Origin of the sequence: Streptomyces sp. HUAS CB01 (assembly GCF_030406905.1) — a bacterium.
GTDB classification, from domain to species: Bacteria; Actinomycetota; Actinomycetes; order Streptomycetales; family Streptomycetaceae; genus Streptomyces; species Streptomyces chengbuensis.
In genome coordinates this window covers 6,131,623-6,153,671 of record NZ_CP129137.1, presented here as the reverse complement: position 1 = coordinate 6,153,671, position 22,049 = coordinate 6,131,623, and the positions used below count along the sequence as shown (strand labels likewise).

The 22,049-nt window shown below is 73.7% G+C and carries 12 protein-coding genes; 4 read left to right on the top strand and 8 right to left on the bottom strand.

What is annotated here, in order from left to right:
* Positions 1-15 precede the first annotated feature (15 nt).
* Positions 16-822 carry a Tat pathway signal sequence domain protein gene (locus QRN89_RS27075; protein WP_290351992.1) on the bottom strand — a complete coding sequence of 269 codons (807 nt, stop codon included), beginning with the start codon at positions 820-822 and terminating at the stop codon, positions 16-18.
* A 128-nt stretch (positions 823-950) separates the two neighbouring features.
* Between QRN89_RS27075 and glgX the strand changes: the two genes are divergently transcribed.
* Positions 951-3,071 carry a glycogen debranching protein GlgX gene (glgX, locus tag QRN89_RS27070; protein ID WP_290351991.1) on the top strand — a complete coding sequence of 707 codons (2,121 nt, stop codon included), beginning with the start codon at positions 951-953 and terminating at the stop codon, positions 3,069-3,071.
* Positions 3,072-3,325: 254 nt separating this feature from the next.
* Positions 3,326-5,641 (top strand): malto-oligosyltrehalose synthase, encoded by a 2,316-nt coding sequence (gene treY, locus QRN89_RS27065; RefSeq protein WP_290351990.1) that lies wholly within the window; start codon positions 3,326-3,328, stop codon positions 5,639-5,641.
* A 472-nt stretch (positions 5,642-6,113) separates the two neighbouring features.
* Here treY and QRN89_RS27060 read toward each other — a convergent pair whose 3' ends face one another.
* From QRN89_RS27060 to QRN89_RS27030, 7 genes are all read right to left on the bottom strand, one after another.
* Positions 6,114-8,513 carry a glycoside hydrolase family 65 protein gene (locus QRN89_RS27060; protein ID WP_290351989.1) on the bottom strand — a complete coding sequence of 800 codons (2,400 nt, stop codon included), beginning with the start codon at positions 8,511-8,513 and terminating at the stop codon, positions 6,114-6,116.
* Positions 8,510-9,253: an HAD family hydrolase gene (locus tag QRN89_RS27055; RefSeq protein ID WP_290351988.1), complete on the bottom strand. Its 744-nt coding sequence runs from the start codon at positions 9,251-9,253 to the stop codon at positions 8,510-8,512. The genes QRN89_RS27060 and QRN89_RS27055 overlap by 4 nt, the downstream gene beginning before the upstream one ends.
* Positions 9,254-9,448: 195 nt before the next feature.
* Positions 9,449-10,900: a glucose-6-phosphate dehydrogenase gene (gene zwf / locus QRN89_RS27050; protein WP_290351987.1), complete on the bottom strand. Its 1,452-nt coding sequence runs from the start codon at positions 10,898-10,900 to the stop codon at positions 9,449-9,451.
* 3 nt (positions 10,901-10,903) lie between these two features.
* Positions 10,904-11,935 (bottom strand): phosphogluconate dehydrogenase (NAD(+)-dependent, decarboxylating), encoded by a 1,032-nt coding sequence (gnd, locus tag QRN89_RS27045; protein ID WP_390701132.1) that lies wholly within the window; start codon positions 11,933-11,935, stop codon positions 10,904-10,906.
* Between the two features lie 61 nt (positions 11,936-11,996).
* Complete coding sequence (gene tkt, locus QRN89_RS27040; RefSeq protein WP_290351986.1) at positions 11,997-14,063, bottom strand: transketolase; 2,067 nt, start codon at positions 14,061-14,063, stop codon at positions 11,997-11,999.
* A 365-nt stretch (positions 14,064-14,428) separates the two neighbouring features.
* Positions 14,429-15,289, bottom strand: a complete 861-nt coding sequence (locus tag QRN89_RS27035; RefSeq protein ID WP_290351985.1) for a universal stress protein — start codon at positions 15,287-15,289, stop codon at positions 14,429-14,431.
* A gap of 328 nt (positions 15,290-15,617) precedes the next feature.
* A complete protein-coding gene (locus QRN89_RS27030; protein ID WP_290351984.1) occupies positions 15,618-16,169 on the bottom strand; it encodes a DUF1707 and FHA domain-containing protein in 552 nt (183 codons plus the stop codon).
* A gap of 561 nt (positions 16,170-16,730) precedes the next feature.
* Between QRN89_RS27030 and QRN89_RS27025 the strand changes: the two genes are divergently transcribed.
* Both QRN89_RS27025 and QRN89_RS27020 read left to right on the top strand, forming a co-directional pair.
* On the top strand, positions 16,731-18,599 hold the full coding sequence (locus tag QRN89_RS27025; RefSeq protein ID WP_290351983.1) for an HSP90 family protein: 1,869 nt from the start codon (positions 16,731-16,733) through the stop codon (positions 18,597-18,599).
* Positions 18,596-21,859: a tetratricopeptide repeat protein gene (locus QRN89_RS27020; RefSeq protein WP_290351982.1), complete on the top strand. Its 3,264-nt coding sequence runs from the start codon at positions 18,596-18,598 to the stop codon at positions 21,857-21,859. The genes QRN89_RS27025 and QRN89_RS27020 overlap by 4 nt, the downstream gene beginning before the upstream one ends.
* Positions 21,860-22,049 lie beyond the last annotated feature (190 nt).

Below are 22,049 nucleotides of genomic sequence, written 5' to 3'. Positions count from 1 at the left end.
GCGCGAGCGCACCCCTCAGCCGGACGGTGTGACGACGACGGTGCGGGCACTCAGGTCGACGGCGAGGTCCCGCGTGTCGATCCACGGCCCGCCGGTGATCCTGGTGACGACCCGCACACAGCGGTGCACGCCGCAGGACCGGAGTCCCGGCGGCACCACGGCCTCGCGTTCCTTGCGGTACACGTATCCGCTGAGCGTGAGCGGCGCGGGCGTGGTCAGCGGCGCGCCGGTGGCGTCCCGGTAGTCCGCCCTGAGCCCGGCGCCGTGCGGGCTCGCGAGGATCAGCTCGACCGCCTCCGTCAGTTCCGCCCGGACCGGGGAGGGCTGCACGCCCTGCCGGGCGGCCCGGCTCTCGACCGTGCCGGTGGTGACGTCGACGGTCGACGTGACGAGCCGGTCGGTGCGGTAGTCGTAGTACGAGACGACCGCGCGGCGCGGCGGTGCGGCGGACCCGGCCTCGGACGGGAGGGGTTCGGCCAGATCGGCGGTGAGGTGCTGCGGGCCCCGGTCGCCGGCGGCGTCCCGGCCCGTGCGTTCCGCGGGAGCGGCCGCCAGCCGCCGGGCGCGCTCCAGTTCGTCGTCGGTGAGCGGATCGCGTCCGGTGCCCTGCTTACCCTCCGCGGGAGCCGCCACGACGACCCCGGGCCCGGGCGTGCCGCCGTGCGGCTCCGCCGTCTCCCCGGTGGCGGTCTGGGCACCCCGGCCCGCCCGTGCCCCCGCCGCGTCCGGCAGGGTGACGGCGACCGTCGCCGCGGTGCCCGTCACCGCAATGGCGGTGCCTGCCACCAGCTTCCCCAGGTGGCGGCGCATCAATGTGCGCACTTTTACCCCCTCGTACCCGTGGTCACCCGGTAGGACGGTGGTAAGTCCTAGGAGGTTGCCCAACTTTCGGGAAGGATCTGGCCGAAGAGGTCCCCAGCACCCGGATCAGAAGTGGAAGAGTCTTATCTATGCAGGTCTGGCCGGGACAGGCGTATCCACTCGGTGCCACGTACGACGGCGCCGGCACCAATTTCGCGGTCTACTCAGAGGCCGCGCACCGTATCGAGCTGTGTCTGCTCCACGACGACGGCTCCGAGACCGCGGTCGAGCTGCGCGAGACCGACGCGTTCGTGCGCCATGCCTACCTGCCGGGCGTGATGCCCGGACAGCGGTACGGCTTCCGGGTGCACGGCCCGTACGAGCCCGAGCACGGGCAGCGGTGCAACTCCGCGAAACTGCTCCTCGACCCGTACGCGCGGGCGATGAGCGGCCGTGTCGACTGGGGTGAGGCCGTCTACGGCTATCACTTCGGCAGACCGGACTCGCGCAACGATCTCGACTCCGCGCCGCACACGATGGCGTCGGTCGTCGTCAACCCGTACTTCGACTGGGGTGACGACCGTCCGCCGCGCACCGACTACCACCGCACCGTCATCTACGAGGCCCACGTCAAGGGCCTGACGATGCTGCACCCCGCGCTGCCGGAGGAACTGCGCGGGACGTACGCGGGGCTCGCCCACCCCGAGGTGATCTCGCACCTGACGGAACTGGGCATCACGGCGCTGGAATTGATGCCCGTGCACCAGTTCGTCAACGACCACAGGCTGGTCGACGCGGGGATGAACAACTACTGGGGCTACAACACCATCGGGTTCTTCGCCCCGCACAACAGCTACGCGTCCTGGGGCGACCGGGGCCAGCAGGTCCTGGAGTTCAAGTCCGCGGTGCGGGCGCTGCACCAGGCGGGCATCGAGGTCATCCTCGACGTCGTCTACAACCACACGGCCGAGGGGAACCATCTGGGCCCGACGCTCTCGTTCCGAGGTATCGACAACGCCTCGTACTACCGGCTCACCGACGACCGCCGGTATTACATGGACACCACCGGCACCGGCAACTCGATGCTGATGCGCTCGCCGCACGTCCTCCAGCTGATCATGGACTCGCTGCGGTACTGGGTCACCGAGATGCACGTCGACGGCTTCCGTTTCGATCTGGCGGCGACCCTCGCACGGCAGTTCCACGAGGTGGACCGGCTGTCGTCGTTCTTCGACCTCGTCCAGCAGGACCCGGTGGTCAGCCAGGTGAAGCTGATCGCCGAGCCGTGGGACGTCGGCGAGGGCGGCTACCAGGTGGGCAAGTTCCCGCCGCTGTGGACGGAGTGGAACGGCATGTACCGGGACACCGTGCGGGACCTGTGGCGCGGGGAGCCGCGCACCCTCGCCGAGTTCGCGTCCCGGCTCACCGGCTCCTCCGATCTGTACCAGGACGACGGCCGGCGTCCGCTCGCCTCCGTCAACTTCGTCACCTGCCACGACGGGTTCACCCTGCACGACCTCGTCTCGTACAACGAGAAGCACAACGAGGCCAACGGGGAGGGCAACCGGGACGGGGAGAGCCACAACCGGTCCTGGAACTGCGGCGCCGAGGGCGAGACGGAGGACGGTGAGGTCCGGGAACTGCGCAACCGCCAGATGCGCAACTTCATCGCGACCCTGATGCTGTCGCAGGGCGTGCCGATGCTCAGCCACGGCGACGAGTTCGCCCGCACCCAGCAGGGCAACAACAACGCGTACTGCCAGGACAACGAGCTGTCCTGGGTGCGCTGGCCGGAGTCGACGGCCGACCAGGACGGCACGCTGCTCGCGTTCACGCGCGCGATGGTGTGGCTGCGCCGCGACCACCAGGTGTTCCGGCGGCGGCGCTTCTTCCACGGCAGGCCGGTGGAGGGCACGCACGACGAGCTCTCCGACATCGCCTGGTTCACTCCGGAGGGCGGGGAGATGACGTCCCGGGACTGGCAGGCGGCCCATGCGAAGGCCCTCACGGTCTTCCTGAACGGCCATGCCATCTCGGAGCCGGGACCGCGCGGCGAGCGGATCTCCGACGACTCGTTCCTGCTGATGTTCAACGCGAGCGACGAGGACCTGGACTTCGCCGTGCCGGTCGACCACGGCCGGCAGTGGCAGGTCGTCGTGGACACCGCACGGCCCGAAGGCGTCCCCCCGGGGCAGGGGCCGAAGGTGGACGCGGGCGAGCGGATCAGGATGATCAGCCGGAGCCTGACGGTGCTGCGGCGTCCCGCGTGATCCCGACGGGCGCGGCGCGCCCCGGGTCCGGCTCGCGGCCGGGTCCGGGGCGCATGCGGTACGGCTCGTGTCAGGGTCCGGTCCGGGGCACGGGCGGTACGGCTCGTGTCAGGGTCCGGTCCGGGGCACGGGCGGTACGTCTCGCGTCAGGGTCCGCGGCGCGTTCGTCGTATCAGGTGAACGTTCGGGCGGTGACCGCCGCCGGTACGGCGGCCGATGACACAGAAGGCCGCGATCCGGGTACGTACGTTCGCATGACGCCCACCGCCACGTACCGGCTCCAGCTGCAACCGGACTTCCCCTTCCGGGCCGCCGAGGAGGCCGTCCCCTACCTCGCCGGCCTCGGCGTCTCCCATCTGCACCTCTCCCCCGTCCTGGAGGCCGTGCCCGGCTCCCTGCACGGGTACGACGTCGTCGACCACGACCGGGTGCGGGAGGAGCTCGGCGGCGAGGAGGGGCTGCGCTCGCTGGCCCGCACGGCACGCGAGCACGGCCTCGGACTGGTGATCGACATCGTGCCCAACCACATGGCCGCCGTGCCCCGGTACAACCGGGCCCTCCGGGAGGTCCTGCGGGAGGGGCCGGAGTCGCCGTTCGCCCGGTGGTTCGACATCGACTGGGACGCCGGCGGCGGGAAGGTGCTGATGCCGGTCCTGGGCGAACGGCTGGGCGAGGAGCTCGGCGCGCTGCGGGTGGAGGGGCGGACCCTCCACTACGGCGAGCACACGTTCCCGTTGCGGGAGGGGACGGAAGGACTGGCGCTGCCGGAGCTGCTGGACGCTCAGTGGTACCGGCTCGCCTGGTGGCGCCTGGCCCGCACCGAGCTGAACTACCGGCGGTTCTTCACCATTTCCGATCTCATCGGCGTCCGCGTGGAGGACCCGGAGGTCTTCGCCGCCACGCACGGCAAGATCCTCGAACTGGTCCGGGACGGGGTGGTCGAGGGCCTGCGGATCGACCACCCGGACGGGCTCGCCGACCCGGACGGCTATCTGCTGCGGCTGGACGAGGCGACCGGCGGCTGCTGGACGGTCGTGGAGAAGATCCTCACCGGCGACGAGCGGCTGCCGGCCACCTGGCCGGTCGCCGGCACCACCGGCTACGACGCGCTGCACCGGATCGACGGGCTGTTCACCGACCCGGACGGGGCCGAGGAACTGCTGCGGCAGTACCGGGACTACGCGGCCCCCGCCGGGGACCGCGGCGGCTACTGGGGAGCGACCGTGCGGCGCGCCGCCCACAAGGTGGTGACGCACGAGCTGGCGGCCGAGACCGAGGCCCTGGCCCGGCTGGCCGAGCGGGTCTGCGCCGCGGACACGGCCCTGCGCGACCACGCGCCCTGGGCGCTGCGCACCGCGATCCGCGAACTGCTGGTGCGGGTGCCCGTGTACCGCCCGTACCGCACGGGCGGCGAGCAGGTGGTGACGGCGGACGCGGCACTGCGGGCCAAGGCGGTGTTCGCGGTGGCCCGGGAGGGCGACGCGGTCGACGTGATCCGGGACCTGGCGCTGGGCCGGCTCGGCGACGGCCCGGACCAGCGCGCCTTCCGGGCGCGGTTCGCGCAGACGTCGTCGGCGCTGCGGGCGAAGTCGGTGGAGGACACGGCCTTCTACCGCTACGTCCCGCTGCTCTCGGCCAACGAGGTGGGCGGCGATCCCGGCCGGCCCGCGGTGGGCCCGGAGGAGTTCCACGCCTACTGCGGCAGGATCGCCCGGGACTGGCCGGCCACCGGGACGGTGCTCTCCACGCACGACACCAAGCGCAGCGCGGACGTACGGGCGCGGATCGCGGTGCTGTCGGAGTGCCCGGAGCGCTGGGCGCGGCTGCTGGCGAGCCTGGACTGGGCACCGGCGCCGGACCGTCACTTCGCGTGGGTGGCGTGGCAGACGGCGTCCGGTTTCGGTGTCCCCCATCCGCAGCGGCTCGGCCCGGCGCTGCTGAAGTCGGCGCGCGAGGCGGGGCTGCACACCGGCTGGACCGAACCGGACGAGGGGTACGAGCAGGCCGTGCAGGAGTTCGTGGAGGCGGGGCCCGCCGGTCCGCCCCTGTACCAGTTGGCCCTGTTCGCCCGGGAACTCGACCCGTACGTCCGCGCCAACTCGCTCGGCGCCGCCCTGGTGCATCTGACGATGCCCGGGGTGCCCGATCTGTACCAGGGCACGGAGGGCGAGTACGTCGCGCTGGTGGACCCTGACAACCGGCGGCCGTTCCGGGAGCGGGGCGAGGACCGGAAGACGGCGGTGACGAAGGCGGCACTGGGCCTGCGCAGGCGGCGGCCCGGGGTCTTCGGCGAGTCGGGTGCGTACGCGCCGCTGACCGCGGAGGGGCCCGCGGCCGGGCACTGCGTCGCGTTCGCCCGCTCGGGCGAGGTGATCACGGCGGTGACCCGGCTGGCGCTGCGGCTGGAGGAGTCGGGCGGCTGGCGGGACACCGCGCTGCCCCTCCCGGCCGGGCGGTGGACGGATCTGCTCTCCCCCGGCCGGGAGTTCACGGGCGGCGCTTCCCTGCCGCTGGCGGAGCTGTTCGCCACGGATCCGGTCGCGCTGCTGGAGCGCACGGCCGACGGCTGACCGGTCCGCCGGCCGGCTGACCCGGGCACGGCGGCACACCGGCGCGGCGGCAAGGGGCGGGTGGTGGCGAGGGGCACGGGGCACAGGGCACGGCCCAGGCGCGGAAGAGGGGGACCGCGCGTGGCGGGGGCCCGGCGAGGGAACGCAGGACGGCGTGCCGGAACCGGGCGGCCGGGACGCGCCCGCCGTCGCGAGGCCGGGACGCCGCGCGGATCGGCAGGACGCCACGCGCAGGCCGAGCCCGCGCCGGGACCGGACGCGCGGGCGAGACGCCGCCGGGAGCGGGACGCGCGGCAGGAAGGCGGCCCGCGCCGCCCGGGAAACCCGGCGCTCGGCGGAGCCGCCGTCGCGAACGCGAACGCCGGCCAGCGGCGCGCGCGTCGGGCCCTGACCCGCCGCGGGAGGCGGGCCCATCGCGCGGGAGTCGGGCTTCGCCGCGGGTGGCGGCCGGCGGGGCGAGTGCCGCCACGGGTCAGCAGGCAGCGGGGTCGTCCGCCGGTGCGCCGGTGAGGACGCGGTCGGCCGGGCGGCGGCCCTTCGGCTGCTGTGTCTCGGGCAGCACCGGTGGCGGTGGCACACGCCGCTCCACCGGCCGGTCCGGGGAGACGGACAGCGGTTCGCCGTGGTGCAGGATCCGCAGCGGCGCGCCCTCGTCCACGGAGTACCGGACCGTGTCGCCGCGGATGTCCACCTGCACCTTCCGTTCGTGCACGAGCACCGTGAACCGCAGACGCGTCAGCTGCTCCGGCAGCCGCGGCGAGAACCCCAGCACGCCGCGCGCCCCGTCCTTGCCCTCGTGCCGGCGCATGCCGCCGAGGCCGAGGACGAGGGCCATCCAGGTGCCCGCGAGGGAGGCGATGTGCAGGCCGTCGCGGGTGTTGTGCTCCAGGTTCTCCAGGTCCATCAGCGCGGCCTCGGCCAGATAGGCGTAGGCGAGCCGCAGATGACCGGTCTCCGCGGCCATCACGGCCTGGCAGCAGGCGGAGAGCGAGGAGTCCCGTACGGTCAGCGGCTCGTAGTAGGCGAAGTTCCGCGCCTTCTGCTCCGGCGTGAAGTCGTCCCCGCAGGTCACCATGGCGAACACCAGGTCCGCCTGTTTGATGACCTGCTTGCGGTACAGGTCGAAGTAGGGGAAGTGGAGCAGCAGCGGGTACTGGTCGGCCGAGGTGTTCGCGAAGTCCCAGTGCTGGAAGCTGGTGAAGCCGGCCGACTGCTCGTGCACACCGAGTGCCGCGTTGTACGGCACGGCCATCCGGGCGGCCGCGTCCCGCCACGCGGCGGACTCCTCGTCGTCGACGCCCAGTTCCTCGGCCCGGTCGGCGTGGCGGGCGGCCGTGTCCGCCGCGACCAGCAGGTTCCGCCGCGCCATCAGATTGGTGTACAGGTTGTCGCGGGCGATGGCGCTGTACTCGTCGGGGCCCGTGACGCCGTCGATGTGGAAGACGCCCTCCGGGTCGTGGTGGCCGAGCGAGTGCCAGAGGCGCGCGGTCTCCACGAGCAGTTCCAGCCCCGGACCCCGTTCGAACACCTCGTCGCCGGTCGTCTCCACGTACCGGGTCACGGCGAAGGAGATGTCGGCGTTGACGTGGAAGGCGGCCGTGCCCGCGGGCCAGTAGGCGGAGCACTCGGCGCCGCTGATGGTCCGCCAGGGGAACGCCGCCCCGGCCAGCCCCAGCTGCCGGGCCCGTTCCCGCGCCGCGGGCAGGGTGGAGTGCCGCCAGCGCAGCACCGGCGCGACGGCCCGCGGGGCGGTGTGGGTGAGCATGGGCAGCACGAAGGACTCCACGTCCCAGAACGAGTGCCCGTCGTAGCCCGTGCCGGTGAGACCCTTGGCGGGGATCGCCCGCTCCTCGCCGCGCGCCGCCGCCTGGAGCACGTGGAACAGCGAGAACCGCACGGCCTGCTGGATCTGCGCGTCGCCGTCCACCTCCACGTCGGCGCAGGACCAGAAGTGGTCGAGGAAGGCCCGCTGTTCGGCGAGCAGGCCCTCCCAGCCGGTGCTGCGGGCGGCGGCGACCGCGGCGTCGACCTGGTCGTGCACGGCCGGGAGCGAGCGCCGGCCGGACCAGCCGTGGCCGACGAACTTCACGAGCCGCAGCCGCTCCCCGGGCCGCAGGGTGGAGGTCACCGTGAACCTGCTGACGTCCGGCTCGCTCTCGGCGGACCAGGTCGTCCCCGCCGGGCCGTCGACCAGGTGGTCGGCGGCGGTGCCCACCCGCAGTCCGCTGGTCCTGGTGCGGTGCACGAGGCGCAGCCGGGTGTCCCGGGCGGAGTCCTCCTCGGCTTCCAGCGGGGTGTCGAAGGCCGCGGCGACCCGGGGGTCGCCCGTGGCGTGCGGCATCTGCTCGTTCGCGACGAGCTCGGACTGGACCGCCACCGAGACGGTCCCGTCCAGCGGCTCCACCTCGTAGGCGATCGCGGCGATGGCGCGCTGGGTGAACGACACCAGCCGCTCGGAGGTGATGCGGACGGACCTGCCGGCGGGGGACGTCCACTCCGCGGTGCGGCGCAGGACCCCGGCGCGGAAGTCCAGCACCCGCTCGTGCAAGGTGAGTTCGCCGTAGCGCAGGTCGAAGGGGTGGTCGTCCACGAGCAGCCTGATGATCTTGCCGTCGGTGACGTTGACCATCGTCTGACCGGACTCCGGGTAGCCGTAGCCCGCCTCGGCGTACGGGAGGGGACGGAGTTCGTAGACGCCGTTCAGGTAGGAGCCGGGGAGCCCGTGCGGCTCGCCCTCGTCGAGGTTGCCGCGCCAGCCGATGTGGCCGTTGGCGAGGGCGAAGACGGACTCGCTCTGGGCGAGGACGTCCAGGTCGAGCCCGGTCTCGCGCAGGCACCACGGTTCGACCGTGTAGTCGGAGTGGGTGATCATCGTGACTCCATCAGTTCGGCCAGGTCGTCCACCACGACGTCCGCCCCGTGCCGCCTCAGCTCCTCGGCCTGCCCGGTGCGGTCGACGCCCACGACGAGGCCGAAGCTCCCCGCCCGGCCGGCCTCCACCCCCGCGAGGGCGTCCTCGAACACGGCCGCGTCCCGCGGCGCGGCACCGAGGGCGCGGGCCGCGGCCAGATAGGTGTCGGGCGCGGGCTTGCCGTGCAGGCCCTGCTCGCGGGCGACGATCCCGTCGACACGCTCGTCGAACAGGTCCTCGATACCGGCGGCGGCGAGCACGTCCCGGCAGTTGGCGCTGGACGAGACGACGGCGGTGCGCAGCCCGGCGTCGCGGACGGCGTGCACATAGGCCACGGAGCCCTCGTACGCCTCCACGCCGTCCTCGCGGATCCGGCGGAGGACCAGTTCGTTCTTGCGGGTGCCGAGGCCGTTGACGGTCTCCCGCTCCGGCGGGTCGTCCGGCGCCCCCTCGGGCAGCTCGACGCCTCGCGAGGCGAGGAAGGTGCGGACGCCGTCGTCGCGGGGCCGGCCGTCGACGTACTCGTCGTAGTCGCGGACGGCGTCGAACGGTACGAAGGCGGCTCCTTCGCGATCGGCCCGCCGGCGCAGGAAGTCGTCGAACATCTCCTTCCAGGCCGCGGCGTGGACCTTGGCCGTGCGGGTGAGGACGCCGTCGAGGTCGAACAGACAGGTGCGTACGTGATCGGGAAGCCCCAGCATGCGGTCGAGGCTAGGAGGCGGCGGCCGCCGCCGGGTGCGGCAGCGGACTCCCGCCGCACCGCGCGTACCCCGTGGGGATGACGTGCCCGGTGCCATCCGGAGCAGCCCGCCGGGCTCGGTACCCGCCGGCCTCCGCGCCCGGAAGGTCCGCGTCCCCGGCGGGGGACGCGGACCCGGGACGGGCGGCCCCGGGCGTCAGCCGCGGCCCGGCAGGCTCCAGTGGTACGGCTCGATGAGGCGGTCGATGCTGTCCGGTCCCCAGGAGCCGGGGGCGTAGGGCTCGACCGGCGGCGGGTTCTGCAGCAGCGGGGTCGACACCTCCCAGAGGCGTTCGATGCCGTCGGAGCGGGTGAACAGGGACTGGTCGCCGAGCATCGCGTCCAGGATGAGGCGCTCGTACCCCTCGAGCGCGTGCATGGAGTTGAAGGACCCGGCGTAGCTGAAGACCATCTCGGCGTCGTCCAGCCGCATGGCGGGCCCGGGCTCCTTCACCAGGAATCGCGCCGCGATCCTGCCCGGGTCGTCGAAGTCGATCACCAGCTCGTTGGTACGGGTGCAGTGGCGTGCGGCCAGCGGGAACATCCGCAGGGCGGGCTCCCGGAAGCCGAGCGTCACCATGTGCCGCCCCTCCGCCAGCGACTTGCCGGAGCGCAGGTAGAACGGCACGCCCGCCCACCGCCAGTTGTCGAGTTCGACGCGCAGCGCGACGAACGTCTCCGTGTCCGAGCGGGGGTCGACGCCGGGCTCCTCGCGATAGCCCTCGTACTGCCCGCGCACCACGTGCGCCGGGTCCAGTGACCGCATGGACTGGAAGACCTTCTCCTTCTCGTCCCGCAGGGGCTTGGCGGCGAGCGTGGTGGGCGGCTCCATCGCCACGAAGCCCAGCAGCTGGAAGAGATGGGTGACGATCATGTCCCGGAAGGTGCCGGTGCCCTCGAAGAACTGGGCGCGGCCCTCGATGCCGATCCTCTCCGGCACGTCGATCTGCACATGGCTGATGTGGTCGCGGTTCCAGACCGGCTCCAGCAGGCCGTTGGCGAACCTCAGCGCCAGGATGTTGTCTACCGACTCCTTGCCGAGGAAGTGGTCGATGCGGAAGACCCGCGACTCGTCGAAGACGGAGTGGATGGTCTCGTTGAGGGCCCGCGCGGAGGGCAGGTCCGTGCCGAACGGCTTCTCCACGATGACGCGCGCGCCGTCCGCGAGGCCCGTGGCGCCGAGCATCTCGATGACGGAGGCGAAGGCCTTCGGTGGCACGGCGAGGTGGAACAGCCGGCGCGGGCTGCCGCCCACGGCCTGCTCCGCGTCGCGCACGGCCTCCATCAGCGGCTCCGTGTCCTCGGGGTCGGCGGCCCCGAAGGACAGCGACTCCTCGAACCGCTGCCACGCCTCGCCCTCGGGGCCGGACCTGCCGAACTCGGCGACCGACTCCCGCGCCCGTTTGCGGAACTCGTCGTCGCTGAGCGCCGCCTGGGCGGGCGCGGAGCCGACGATCCGGTAGCGGTCGGGCAGCAGTCCGGCCTTGGCGAGATGGAACAGTCCCGGCAGCAGTTTGCGCCGGGCGAGGTCACCGGTGGCCCCGAACAGCACGATGACGTGGTCGTCGGGAACGGCACCGTGGTGCTCCGAGCGGGTTCCGCCGGTCACGGGTCACCCCGCCTTCTCGGCGTGACCGCCGAACTCGCCGCGCATCGCGGACAGCACCTTGTCGGTGAACTGCCCCAGTCCGCGCGATTCGTAGCGCTGCATCAGCGCGCTGGTGATGACGGGCGCCGGCACGCTCTCGTCGACCGCCGCCAGGACCGTCCAGCGGCCCTCACCGGAGTCGGAGACCCGGCCGGTGTACGCGTCGAGCCCGGGCGAGCGGGCGAGCGCGTCGGCGACGAGGTCGACCAGCCAGGACCCGACGACCGAGCCGCGCCGCCACACCTCGGCGACCTCGGCCACGTCGATCTCGTACCGGTACGCCTCCGGCTCGCGCAGCGGGGCGGTCTCGGCGTCGACCGTGCGCGAACGCAGGCCGGCGTCGGCGTGCTTGATGATGCTGAGCCCTTCGCCGATGGCCGCCATCATCCCGTACTCGACCCCGTTGTGGACCATCTTCACGAAGTGGCCGGCCCCACTGGGCCCGCAGTGCAGATAGCCCTCCGGGGCGGTCCCGTCGGTGCGGGTCCGGCCGGGGGTGGGGGCCGCGTCGCCGATGCCCGGGGCGATGGTGCGGAAGACCGGGCCGAGCCGTGTCACCGGCTCGTCCTCGCCGCCGATCATCAGGCAGTAGCCGCGTTCGAGGCCCCACACCCCTCCGGAGGTGCCGCAGTCCACGTAGTGGATCCCGCTGGGGGCGAGCTGCGCGGCGCGGGTGATGTCGTCGCGGTAGTAGGAGTTCCCGCCGTCGACGACGGTGTCGTCGGCCGTCAGCAGGGCCTCCAGCTGGTCCAGGGTCGGCTGCACGACACCGGCGGGCAGCATCAGCCAGACGTTGCGGGGCTGTTCGAGCCTGTCGACGAGGTCGTGGAGCGAGGAGGCGGCGGTCGCCCCTTCCTTCTCCATCTCCTTGACGGCGTCGGTGTCCAGGTCGTAGACGACGCAGCGGTGGCCGTCGCGCATCAGCCGGCGCACGAGGTTGGCGCCCATCCGGCCGAGTCCGACCATGCCGAGCTGCATGGGTGTGTCCGTGGTCATGGTCGCTCTCCCCGTTCTCGGTGGGTGCGGACGGTCTGCGGGGCTGCTCGGCGGCGGCCCGTCACGGCGCCGTCTCCCGGCCGGCCGCCAGCAGCCCGCGGGCGGTCTCGGCCACCCGCTGGGCGGTGAACCCGAACTTTCCGAGCAGCTGCTTCAGGGGCGCCGAGGCGCCGAACGTGTGCATGCCGACGAGGGCGCCCCGGTCGCCGACGTACCGGTCCCAGCCGAACGTGGACGCCTGCTCGACGCCCACCCGGGCGGTCACGGACGGCGGCAGCACCTCGTCCCGGTACGCCTGGGGCTGACGGTCGAACAGCTCCCAGCACGGCATGCTCACCACCCGGGCGCCGATGCCCTCGCCCGCGAGCTCCTCCCGCGCCGCCAGCGCCAGGGACACCTCGGACCCGGTGGCGAGCAGGATCACCTGCGGCTCGCCGGACGGCGCGTCGGCCAGGACGTACGCGCCGCGCGCGACGCCCGACGCGGCCCCGAGCCGGGTGCGGTCGAGCGTGGGGAGCGCCTGCCGGGAGAGCACCAGCGCCGCCGGTTCGTGGCGCAGCGCGGCGACGTAGCGCCAGGTCTCGGTGACCTCGCCGGCGTCCGCGGGGCGGAACACCAGCAGACCCGGCATCGCCCGCAGCCCCGCGAGCTGTTCGACCGGCTGGTGGGTGGGTCCGTCCTCACCGACGCCGATGGAGTCGTGGGTGAAGATGTGCACCACCGGCAGTTCCATCAGCGCCGACAGCCGGATGGCGCCCTTGGCGTAGTCGGAGAAGATGAGGAAGCCGGACCAGTAGGGGCGCAGTTTCGTCAGCGCCATCCCGTTCGAGATGGCGGCGGCCGCGTGCTCGCGGACGCCGAAGTGCAGATTGCGTCCGCCCGGCTCGTCCGGCTCCTGGTCCCCCGCGCCGTCGAACGTGAGCCTGGTCTTCGTGGACGGGGCCAGGTCGGCGGAGCCGCCGAGGAGCCAGGGGACGTTCCGCGCCAGGGCGTTCAGCACCCGGCCCGAGGAGTCCCGGGTGGCGAGGCCCTTCGGGTCCGGGGGGAACTCGGGGAGCGCCCGGTCCCAGCCGTCGGGGAGTTCGCGGCGCTGTATGCGCTCCAGTTCGTCGGCCTCGGCGGGCCATGCGGCGCGGTAGTCCTCGAACCGCTTCTCCCACGCGGCGCGCAGTTCGGCGCCGCGGGTGCCGATGCCCTGGGCGAACCGTTCCCGTACGGCGTCGGGCACCCGGAACTCCTCGTCCTCGGGCAGGCCGAGGAAGCGTTTGGCCGCGCGGACGCCGTCGGGGCCGAGCGGTGAGCCGTGCGCCTTCGGGGAGTCCTCGACGGGCGAGCCGTAGCCGATGTGGCTGTGCACCAGCACCAGGGTGGGGCGTTCGGTCTCGGCCCGGAAGTCGTGGAAGGCCCGGGTGACGGCGTCGAGGTCGTTCGCGTCGGCGACGGTGGTCACGTTCCAGCCGTACGCGAGGAACCGGGCCGCGACGTCCTCGGTGAAGGTGATGTCGGTGTGGCCCTCGATGGTGACCCGGTTCGAGTCGTAGATCCAGCACAGATTGGACAGCCGCTGGTGGCCGGCGAACGAGGCGGCCTCGGAGGAGATGCCCTCCATCATGCAGCCGTCACCGGCGAGGGCGTACACGTCGAAGTCGAAGAGCGTGAAGTCCTCGCGGTTGTACGCGGCACCGAGCCAACGGCCGGCGAGGGCCATGCCGACGGAGGTGGCGACGCCCTGGCCGAGCGGGCCGGTCGTGGTCTCCACGCCGCTCGTCCAGCGGTACTCGGGGTGACCGGGGCAGCGGGAGTCCAGTTGGCGGAAGGACTCGAGGTCCTCCATCGTGACCGCCGGCCGGCCGAGCACCTCGTAGTCCGGGTCGACGGCATGGACGCCGGCCAGGTACAGCAGGGACCACAGCAGGGTGGAGGCGTGGCCCTCGGAGAGCACGAAGCGGTCTCGGTTGGGCCAGATCGGGTCCCGTGGGTCGTACCGCAGGAACCGCTGCCAGAGCGTGTAGGCGACGGGGGCCATGCCCATCGGTGTGCCCGGGTGCCCGGACTCGGCGCGCTGGACGGCGTCCATGCACAGGCCGCGGATGGTGTTCACCGACAGGGTGTCCAGGTCGTCGGTCATGAGCGTTCCCCGTTCTCGGCGTGCTCGGCGTGCTCGGCGTGCTCGGCGTGCTCGGCGTGCTCGGCGTTGGCGGCGATGGCGGCGATGGCGGCCGGTCGGGTGGAGGGGCGGGCGGTCGGGTCCGGTCGGGCGGTGCGGTGGGGTCGGCGGGCGGTGGGGGGTCGGGGCGGCCCCGGCGCACGGCCGGGGCCGGGAGTCTCGCGCGGTGTGCCGCGGGCGCGCCCGCGGGCCCGGCGGCGTCGGGCTCCTGTTCGCATCGTGTCCGTGACGACCACGGGTGGACCTCACCCGGGCCGGGTGAAACGCGGAGCGGGTGAGGCGCCCGGAGCGGACGGCCCGTTCCGGGCACGGGGCCCGTCGGCACGTCAGCCGTGCGGAACCACGGCCACCGGGCAGGCGGCGTGGTGGATGACGGCGTGGGTGATCGAGCCGATGTGCGAACCGGAGGCCGCCCGGCGCCGCCCCACGACCACCAGGCGGGCGTCCGCGGCGGCCTCCACGAGCCGGCCGGCGGGCCGTCCCGGAGCCGATTCCTCCGTCACCTTCACCGCGGGGAACTTGTCGCGGTACGGGCGTACGGCCCGGGCGAGTGCGGCTGCCGTCGCGGCCTGTGTGCCCGTCTCCGCTTTCCCGCCCGGCCGGTGGAAGAACGGGGCGTGCCAGCTGTGGACGATGTGGAGCGGGACGTCGCGCCGGGCGGCGTGGTCGAACGCGAACTCCAGGAGTTCGTCCCTGGCGTCGGTCACGTCGAGGCCGAGGACCACCTTGCGCTGACCCCCACCGTGCGTACCGTGCGCGTCGTCGCGGTAGTCCGGCCGCACCAGCACCACCGGCTCCTTCGCGTCCGCGACGACCTCCTGGCCAACGGAGCCGATGATGAAGCCGCCCACGCTGCCGAGTCCGTGCGATCCGACGACCAGCGCGTCGGCCCGGGACGCCGCCTCCAGCAGGACGCTCGCGGGCGAGTCCTCGATCTCCTCGGCGGTCATGGCGAGCTCAGGCCTGCGGGACCGGACGCGCTCCTCCATCGCGCCGAGGACGCCGTCGGCCTGGCCGGCCCGGTCCTCGTGGGACACCCGCACGGCCTGCAACTGGTGCTCGGCCCACCGGGTGGCGTTCACCAGCCGCAGTGCGGCGCCGCGCAGCGCGGCCTCGTCGGCGGCCCAGTCCACGGCCGCGAGACTTCCGTCGGAGCCGTCCACTCCCACGGCGATGGCTCGGGACATGCTGCCCTCCTTGCCTCGGGCTCTGGCGAAGGGCCGGCGCGGTGGGCGCGGCCGTCGACGCGAGAGGACACCTGATCAAGAAAGTACCGACTCGGGAGGAACAGCGCGATTCAGGGCATGACGGACGGTGACTGCGCGGTCGCCGCGCGTGGGACCAGCCGGACGCGGCTGGGTGTGCGGGGCCGCCGGTCCTGTACGCGGGGCACCGGGCGCGAGGCCGGCCCGTACCCCACGCGCGCCGGTTCCGCGCGCGGAGCCCGTCCGGCACGCGGCGGACGGGCCGGGGGCGAGAGGGCCCCCGCGAGGCGTCCCCGCGACGCCCTCCGTCTCAGCGGGCGTCGAGGCGGAAGCTCATGTGGCCGAAGCCGACCATGTCGCCGGCCCGGACCACCACGGACCCCGTCACACGACGGCCGTTGACGGTCGTGCCGTTGGTCGAACCGAGGTCTCGGAGCACCCACAGCCCGCCGCGCAGCGACAGTTCGGCGTGCAGCCGCGACACCGTCTCGTGGCTGAGCCGAAGTCCGTTCGACGGGTCGCGGCCGATGCGCAGCGGATACGGTCCCGGCTCCGGCAGCAGCAGCGGAGGCAGCCGCTCCGCCCGCCAGGCGCGGCCGAGCCGCACCGAGAACGCCGAGATCCTGCCCACCGCGCCGTACAGCCTCTCGGCCAGCCGCCCGCCGTCGGGCCGCAGGTCCGCGGTGAGCGCGCGGAGTTCGTCGGGGCCGCGGGCGGCCAGGGCGAGCTCCATGCGCCGCACGAAGGTGTCGTGGGACAACCTGCCCTGGACGGCGCCCTCCCGGAGCACTCCGAGTACGCGCTCCCGCTCGGCGTCGGAGGGCCGCGCGGGACACGTCTGGAACTCGAAGGAGGACGTCACAGTCGTGATTGTCCGGGCGGGCGCCCCGGGTGTCCAGAAGGAACGTCGACTCCTCCCCTCCCTGAAGAGAGGGGATTCCCGGCTCACTTCGCCTGACCGTCAGCGACGGGCGGGGCCTGCAGATGCAGCACCAGCCGGGTTGGGACCAGCCGGACGCGGGGGTACCTCCCAGCGGTAGGCCACCCCGCCGGCCATCCCTGCTGCCGTCGTCATGACCCGGGAACCAGTCGGAACAGAAGCGCAGAGAACCCCGCCACTTCGCGACTCCCAGCCAGGGACCCGTACCCAACCGCCCCGAAGAACCGGGCATCCCGGGAGGAATCAGGTGAAGACCACTTTCGTCGCGGTACGGTACCGCCCCGGCGGGCAGGGCGGTACCGCGCGCCCGCCGTGCCGTGAACGCCCCCGTCCGGCCCGCCCGCGGGCGGCGGGAGGCGGCCGGGGCAAATCCGGAGGAGGTTGTCGGTGGCCGCCCGTACTCTGTCTCTCGCTTCGTGATCTGTGAGGGGGGGACCTCGCGATCACCGTTTTCCACGAGTTCTCAACGCGAGGTGATGCGCCATGACTTCCGACGCACGGGCCGGGGAGACCCCGCCGGACGTCAGCAGCTTCCAGGTCGATCTGCGCGGGCTGGTCGATCTGCTGTCCCACCATCTCTACTCCAGCCCGCGGGTGTACGTCCGCGAGTTGCTGCAGAACGCCGTGGACGCGGTCACCGCTCGCCACGCCGTCGACCCCGCCGCGCCGATCCGCATCCGGCTGTCCTCCGAGGGCGGCCGGGTCTCCATCGAGGACAGCGGGATCGGCCTGACCGCCGACGAGGTCCGCACGCTCCTCGCCACGATCGGCCGGAGCTCCAAGCGCGGCGGCGAGTACGGCCTGGAGTCCGCGCGCCGGGAGTTCCTGGGCCAGTTCGGCATCGGCCTGCTCGCCTGCTTCGTCGTCGCCCGCGAGATCCGGGTGGTCACCCGCTCGGCCAGGACGCCCGACGCGGCCCCCGTCGAGTGGCTCGCCTCCGACGACGGCTCGTACACCGTCCGTGTCCTGCCCGACGAGGCACGTCCCGAGGCCGGCACGACCGTGTACCTCGAGCCGCGCCCGGGCGCGGAGGAGTGGACGGCGGCGGCGCGCGTCGAGGAACTGGCGCGGGACTTCGGGTCGCTGCTCCCGTACGACATGACCTTCCGCGGCGACGACGGCGCCGAGCGTCCCGTCACCGACCGTCCGGCCGTCTGGGAGCGCGACTACCCCACGCCCGCCGCCCGCCGGGTGGCACTGTCGGGGCACTGCGCACGTCTGTTCGGGTTCACCCCGCTCGACGTCATCGACCTGGACCTGCCGGTCGCCGGCGTCCGCGGCGTGGCCTACGTCCTCCCGGAGCCGACGAGCCCCGCGCACCGGGCCGGTCACCGTGCCTATCTGAAGGGCATGCTCCTCACCGACCACGAGGACAAACTCCTCCCGGAGTGGGCCTTCTTCGTCCGCGCCGTGGTGGATGCCGACTCCCTGCGTCCCACCGCCTCGCGCGAGCACCTGTACGACGACGAGACGCTGGCCGCGGTCCGCGACGCCCTCGGCTCCCGGATCCGGCAGTGGCTGGCGGAGCTCGCCGCCGGGTCGCCCGACCGGCTCGCCGCCTTCCTGTCCGTCCACCACCTCGGCGTCAAGTCCCTGGCCCGGCACGACTCCGAGCTGTTCGAGCTGATGCTGCCGTGGCTGCCGTTCGAGACCAGCGAGGGACAGCAGAACCTGGAGGAGTTCGCCACCGCGCACTCCGAGATCCATTTCACCCGCACCGTCGAGGAGTTCCGGCAGATCGCCCCGATCGCCGCGGCGCACGGCCTGGGCGTGGTCAACGCGGGATACACGTACGACGCCGAACTCCTCGCCCTGCTCCCCGGCATCCGGCCGTCGGCGAAGGTCATTGAGCTCGACGCCGGAGCGGTCACCGACCGGCTCGACCCGGTCTCCACCACCGAGGAGCTGGCGCTCGCCGCCTTCCTCGGGACGGCCCGCGGCCGGCTGGACCCGCACGGCTGCGACGTGTCGCTGCGCGCCTTCCAGCCGGTGACCGTGCCCGCGCTGTTCCTCGACGACCGGCAGGCCAGGCACGAGCGCGACCGGGCGAGCGCGCAGGAGAGCGCCGACTCGCTGTGGAGCGACATCCTCGGCTCGCTGCGCGGTTCGGCCCCGCGCGCCCGGCTGGTGCTCAACCACAACAACCCGCTGATCCGCAGGATCGCCGCCCTGCCGGACGCCGAGCTCACCGGCACCGCCGTCGAGTCGCTGTACGGCCAGGCCCTGCTGATGTCGCAGCGACCGCTGCGCCCGGCCGACTCCACCCTGCTCAACCGGGCCTTCCTCGGGCTCCTGGAATGGGCGACCCACTCCGCGGCGCAGAGCGCGAACCCCCGGGAGGACCAGCAGTGACCTCGATGACCCCCGACGAGATCCGCCAGGCACTCGGCGAGAACTCCTGCGCCCCCTACGGCGCCGCCCGCAACGCCCGCGCGGAGTCGCTGAACGCCGCCGCGGAGGCCACCGGTGACCGCGAACTGTTCCGCAGGTCGCTCCAGGGCCTCATCGACGCGTACGAGTACAGCTCGGAGCGCACCAAGATGATGGTCCCCTTCGCCCGGCTCCTCCAGGAGTACGACCGGGACCCGTCGTCCTTCGGGTCCTACGAGGTGCACAACCTGTACTGGCGCTTCAAGTGGGCCGCGGGACGGATCGTCGAGTCACCCGAGATCCCCCTCGCGACGGTGGACCGCTGGCTGACGGACATGGAGCGCCGCTACCGGCTCGCCGGGTACAGCGAACGGGCCGTCCGCCAGGCCGAGTTCCACCTCGCGGACGCGATCGGCGACGAGGACCGGATGGACCGGGCCATGGCGGGCTGGGCCGCCGCCGAACGCGACGGCATGAGCGACTGCCACGCCTGCGAGATCAACACCCAGGGCTGGTACCGGGCGCGCAAGGGCGACGACGCCAGGGCGGTCGAGATCTGGGAGCCGGTGCTGTCCGGCGGCAAGTCCTGCATGGAGGAGCCGCACCGGGTGCTCGCCCACTCCCTGCTGCCGCTGGTCCGGCTCGGCCGCGCCGCCGAGGCACGCTCCCACCATCTGCGCGGCTACCGGATGACCCGCGGCAAGGACAGCCTGCTGCGCTCGGTCGGCGAGCACATCGAGTTCTGCGCCCTGACCGGCAACGAGTCGCGCGGCCTGGAGATCCTCGCCGAGCACGCCGACCACCTCGGCCCGCTCGCTGACGTCGAGTCGCAGATGGAGTTCACCGGCGGCATCCTCGTACTGCTGCGCCGGCTCGTGGACCTCGGGCACGGCGACCTGCCCGCGGCCCCCTACCAGGGCACGCCCCGCACCGTCGGCGAACTGCACGGCCTGCTGCACACGGAGGCGTTCGGGATCGCCGCCCGGTTCGACGCGCGCAACGGTTCGGCGCACGTCTCGGCGCGGTTGTCCGAGCGCATCGCGCGGCAGCCGCTGCTCGACGCGCTTCCGCTCGGCGTGCGCAGCCAGGTGCTGCCCGCCGGCGCGGCCCCGGCGCGCACGGCGCGCACGGTCCCGGAGTCCGGTGCGCGTGCGGTCGGCCTCGCGGCAAGCGGCACGACTGCCGCCGAGGGTCCGGTCGGTGCGGGAGGGGCATCTGCCGGGGGGACCGGTCCGGGATCGGCCGACGTGGACTTCCCCGCACTGGTCGAGCGTGCCCGTGCGGCCCGCCGCCGCGGGCACCCGTCCGCCGACGGCCTGTGGACGGCCGTCGCACGGCTCGCCGGCGCGCACGAGGTCGTCGCGGACGCGGGGCTCGCGGGAGACCTGCTGGAACACCGGGCGCACACGGCCGCGATCGCCGGCGAGGCGGAGGCGGTGGCGCTGTTCACCGAGGCCGCCGGGGCGCACCGGGAGGCAGGGGAGCACGGCCGGGCGGCCTACGCCGACCTGGCGGCGGCCGGGACGGCGGTCCAGTCCGGGTCCGGGCCGCAGGAGATCCGCCGGCTGCTGGGCACGGCGCTGGCGGCCGCCCAGGCACTGGACGCGTCCGATCCGTCCCGGCCCCGGCGCCACGCCTCCGCCGAACTGACCAGGATCCGTGTCGAGGCCTTCCTGCGCGGCCACGAGGAGCACTCCGGCGGGGAGGACGACGCGGAGGACGACGGCACCGGCGAGGGCCCGGAGGGCGCCGAGCAGGCAGCCGCGCACGGCGAGGGCGCCGGGCCCGACGCACCCGGTCACGGGGTGGACGCCCTGATGGTGGCCGAGCTGGAGGCGTTCGTCGCGGGCTCGGGTGCGTCCGGCTCCGGGGAAGCGGCCGTGGCGGCCGACGTGGCCGATGTCGTCGGCGCGGCGGAGCTGCTGCTGGCGAAGGTGGCCCTGACGGTGGGAGACCTCGGGCGGGCGGAGCCGCTGCTCGACTCGGCGGCCCGGTACTGTCTCGCCGCGGAACGCCCGTGGGAGGCCGTGGAGCCGCTCGCGGTGCGGGCGCAGGTGCTGGCGGCGCGGGGAGCCCTCGACGAGGCCGAGACGGTGGCGCGTGCCGCACTCGGCCACGCCGGTGAGGTGACCGACGGCGGCGAGCAGGCCGCCGTGCGGATGAGCCTGGCGGAGGTGCTGCTGCGCCGGGGCGGCGAAGGTGCCGAGGAGGCCGCGACGCACGCGCTGGACGCCGCGCACTGGTTCGACCAGGAGGGGCTGGCCGCGGGCGGCGGAGCGAGGGCACGGCTGCTGCTGGCCCGGGCGTACGCGGTCACCGACCGCACCGCCGAGGCGGCCGAGGTGCTCCAGTCCGCGCTGCCCGATCTGCTGGAGCACGGCGAGGAGGAGGGCGTTCAGGCCCGGGAGACGCTGGGCCGGCTGCTGCAGGACCTGCGCGATCCGCGCGCCGCCGCCGAGCAGTTCCTCCAGGCCGCCGAGACGGTCAAGGGCTGGGGAGAGCCGGGCCCCGAGGCCGGTCTCGCGCACTCGGCCGCCGAGGCCCTCGCCCAGGCCGGGCTCAGGAGGGAGTCCGGGGCCGCGTACGCCCGGGCCCTGGAGCTCTACCGGCTCGCGGGCGACAACCCCGTGGGCGAGGTGCGGGCGCTGCGCTCGCTGGCCTGGATGTCCGTGGACGACGACACCGACGCGTACGACGAGCACGACGCCGGCGAGGATCACCACGCGCACGACCAGGAGGGTGCGGCGGACGGCACGGACCGGCGGCGGGCCCGGGCCCTGATGGAGCGGGCACTGGACGTGCTCGACGGCTCCGACGAACCGCAGCTGCGCTACGAGCGTGCCCAGACCTGGCTGCAGCTGGCCCAGTTGCTGGACGACGGCCTCGGGCACGACGACGAGGACGACGAGGACGACGACCTCGACGAGGAGGGGGACGGCGACGGAGCGGGGAGCGAGCGCGACCCCGCCGCCGACGCCGCCACCCGCGAGGAGATGGTCCGGCTGCTCGACCGGGCGGCTGGGGCCTTCGCGGAGTTCGACGAGGCCGCGCTGCGCGACCGTGTCCAGTGCCTGGTCCGTGCCGCCTGGACGGAGCGGGCCCTCGGCCGCGCCGGGGACGGCGCCTGGCGGATGGACGCCCTCGTCGGCGAGCTGAAGGAGCTGGGGAGTGAGGCGGCGGACGGGCTGCTGCGCCATGCCGAGTACGTACGCGAGCAGTTGGCGCGGGCATCCGAGGCCTGAGCACGGGTACGGCCTGACGCGGGAGTGACGCAGGGGGAAGGGGGCGAGGGACACGGGCCGCGGGGGGACTCGGCCTGTGTCGCGCCCCCTTCCCGCTTCCTCGCGTCGGCCGGTTGCGTGCACGGCCCGGGACGGGTGCGCGGGAACGGTTCGCCGGACCCGAGACCCCTCCGGGCGCCCCGTGCCCCGT

Coding starts and splice junctions, on each gene's coding strand:
- glgX (WP_290351991.1), top strand. CDS start 951: ATGCAGGTCTGGCCGGGACAGGCGTATCCACTCGGTGCCACGTACGAC.
- treY (WP_290351990.1), top strand. CDS start 3,326: ATGACGCCCACCGCCACGTACCGGCTCCAGCTGCAACCGGACTTCCCC.
- QRN89_RS27060 (WP_290351989.1), bottom strand. CDS start 8,513: ATGATCACCCACTCCGACTACACGGTCGAACCGTGGTGCCTGCGCGAG.
- QRN89_RS27055 (WP_290351988.1), bottom strand. CDS start 9,253: ATGCTGGGGCTTCCCGATCACGTACGCACCTGTCTGTTCGACCTCGAC.
- gnd (WP_390701132.1), bottom strand. CDS start 11,935: ATGACCACGGACACACCCATGCAGCTCGGCATGGTCGGACTCGGCCGG.
- tkt (WP_290351986.1), bottom strand. CDS start 14,063: ATGACCGACGACCTGGACACCCTGTCGGTGAACACCATCCGCGGCCTG.
- QRN89_RS27035 (WP_290351985.1), bottom strand. CDS start 15,289: ATGTCCCGAGCCATCGCCGTGGGAGTGGACGGCTCCGACGGAAGTCTC.
- QRN89_RS27025 (WP_290351983.1), top strand. CDS start 16,731: ATGACTTCCGACGCACGGGCCGGGGAGACCCCGCCGGACGTCAGCAGC.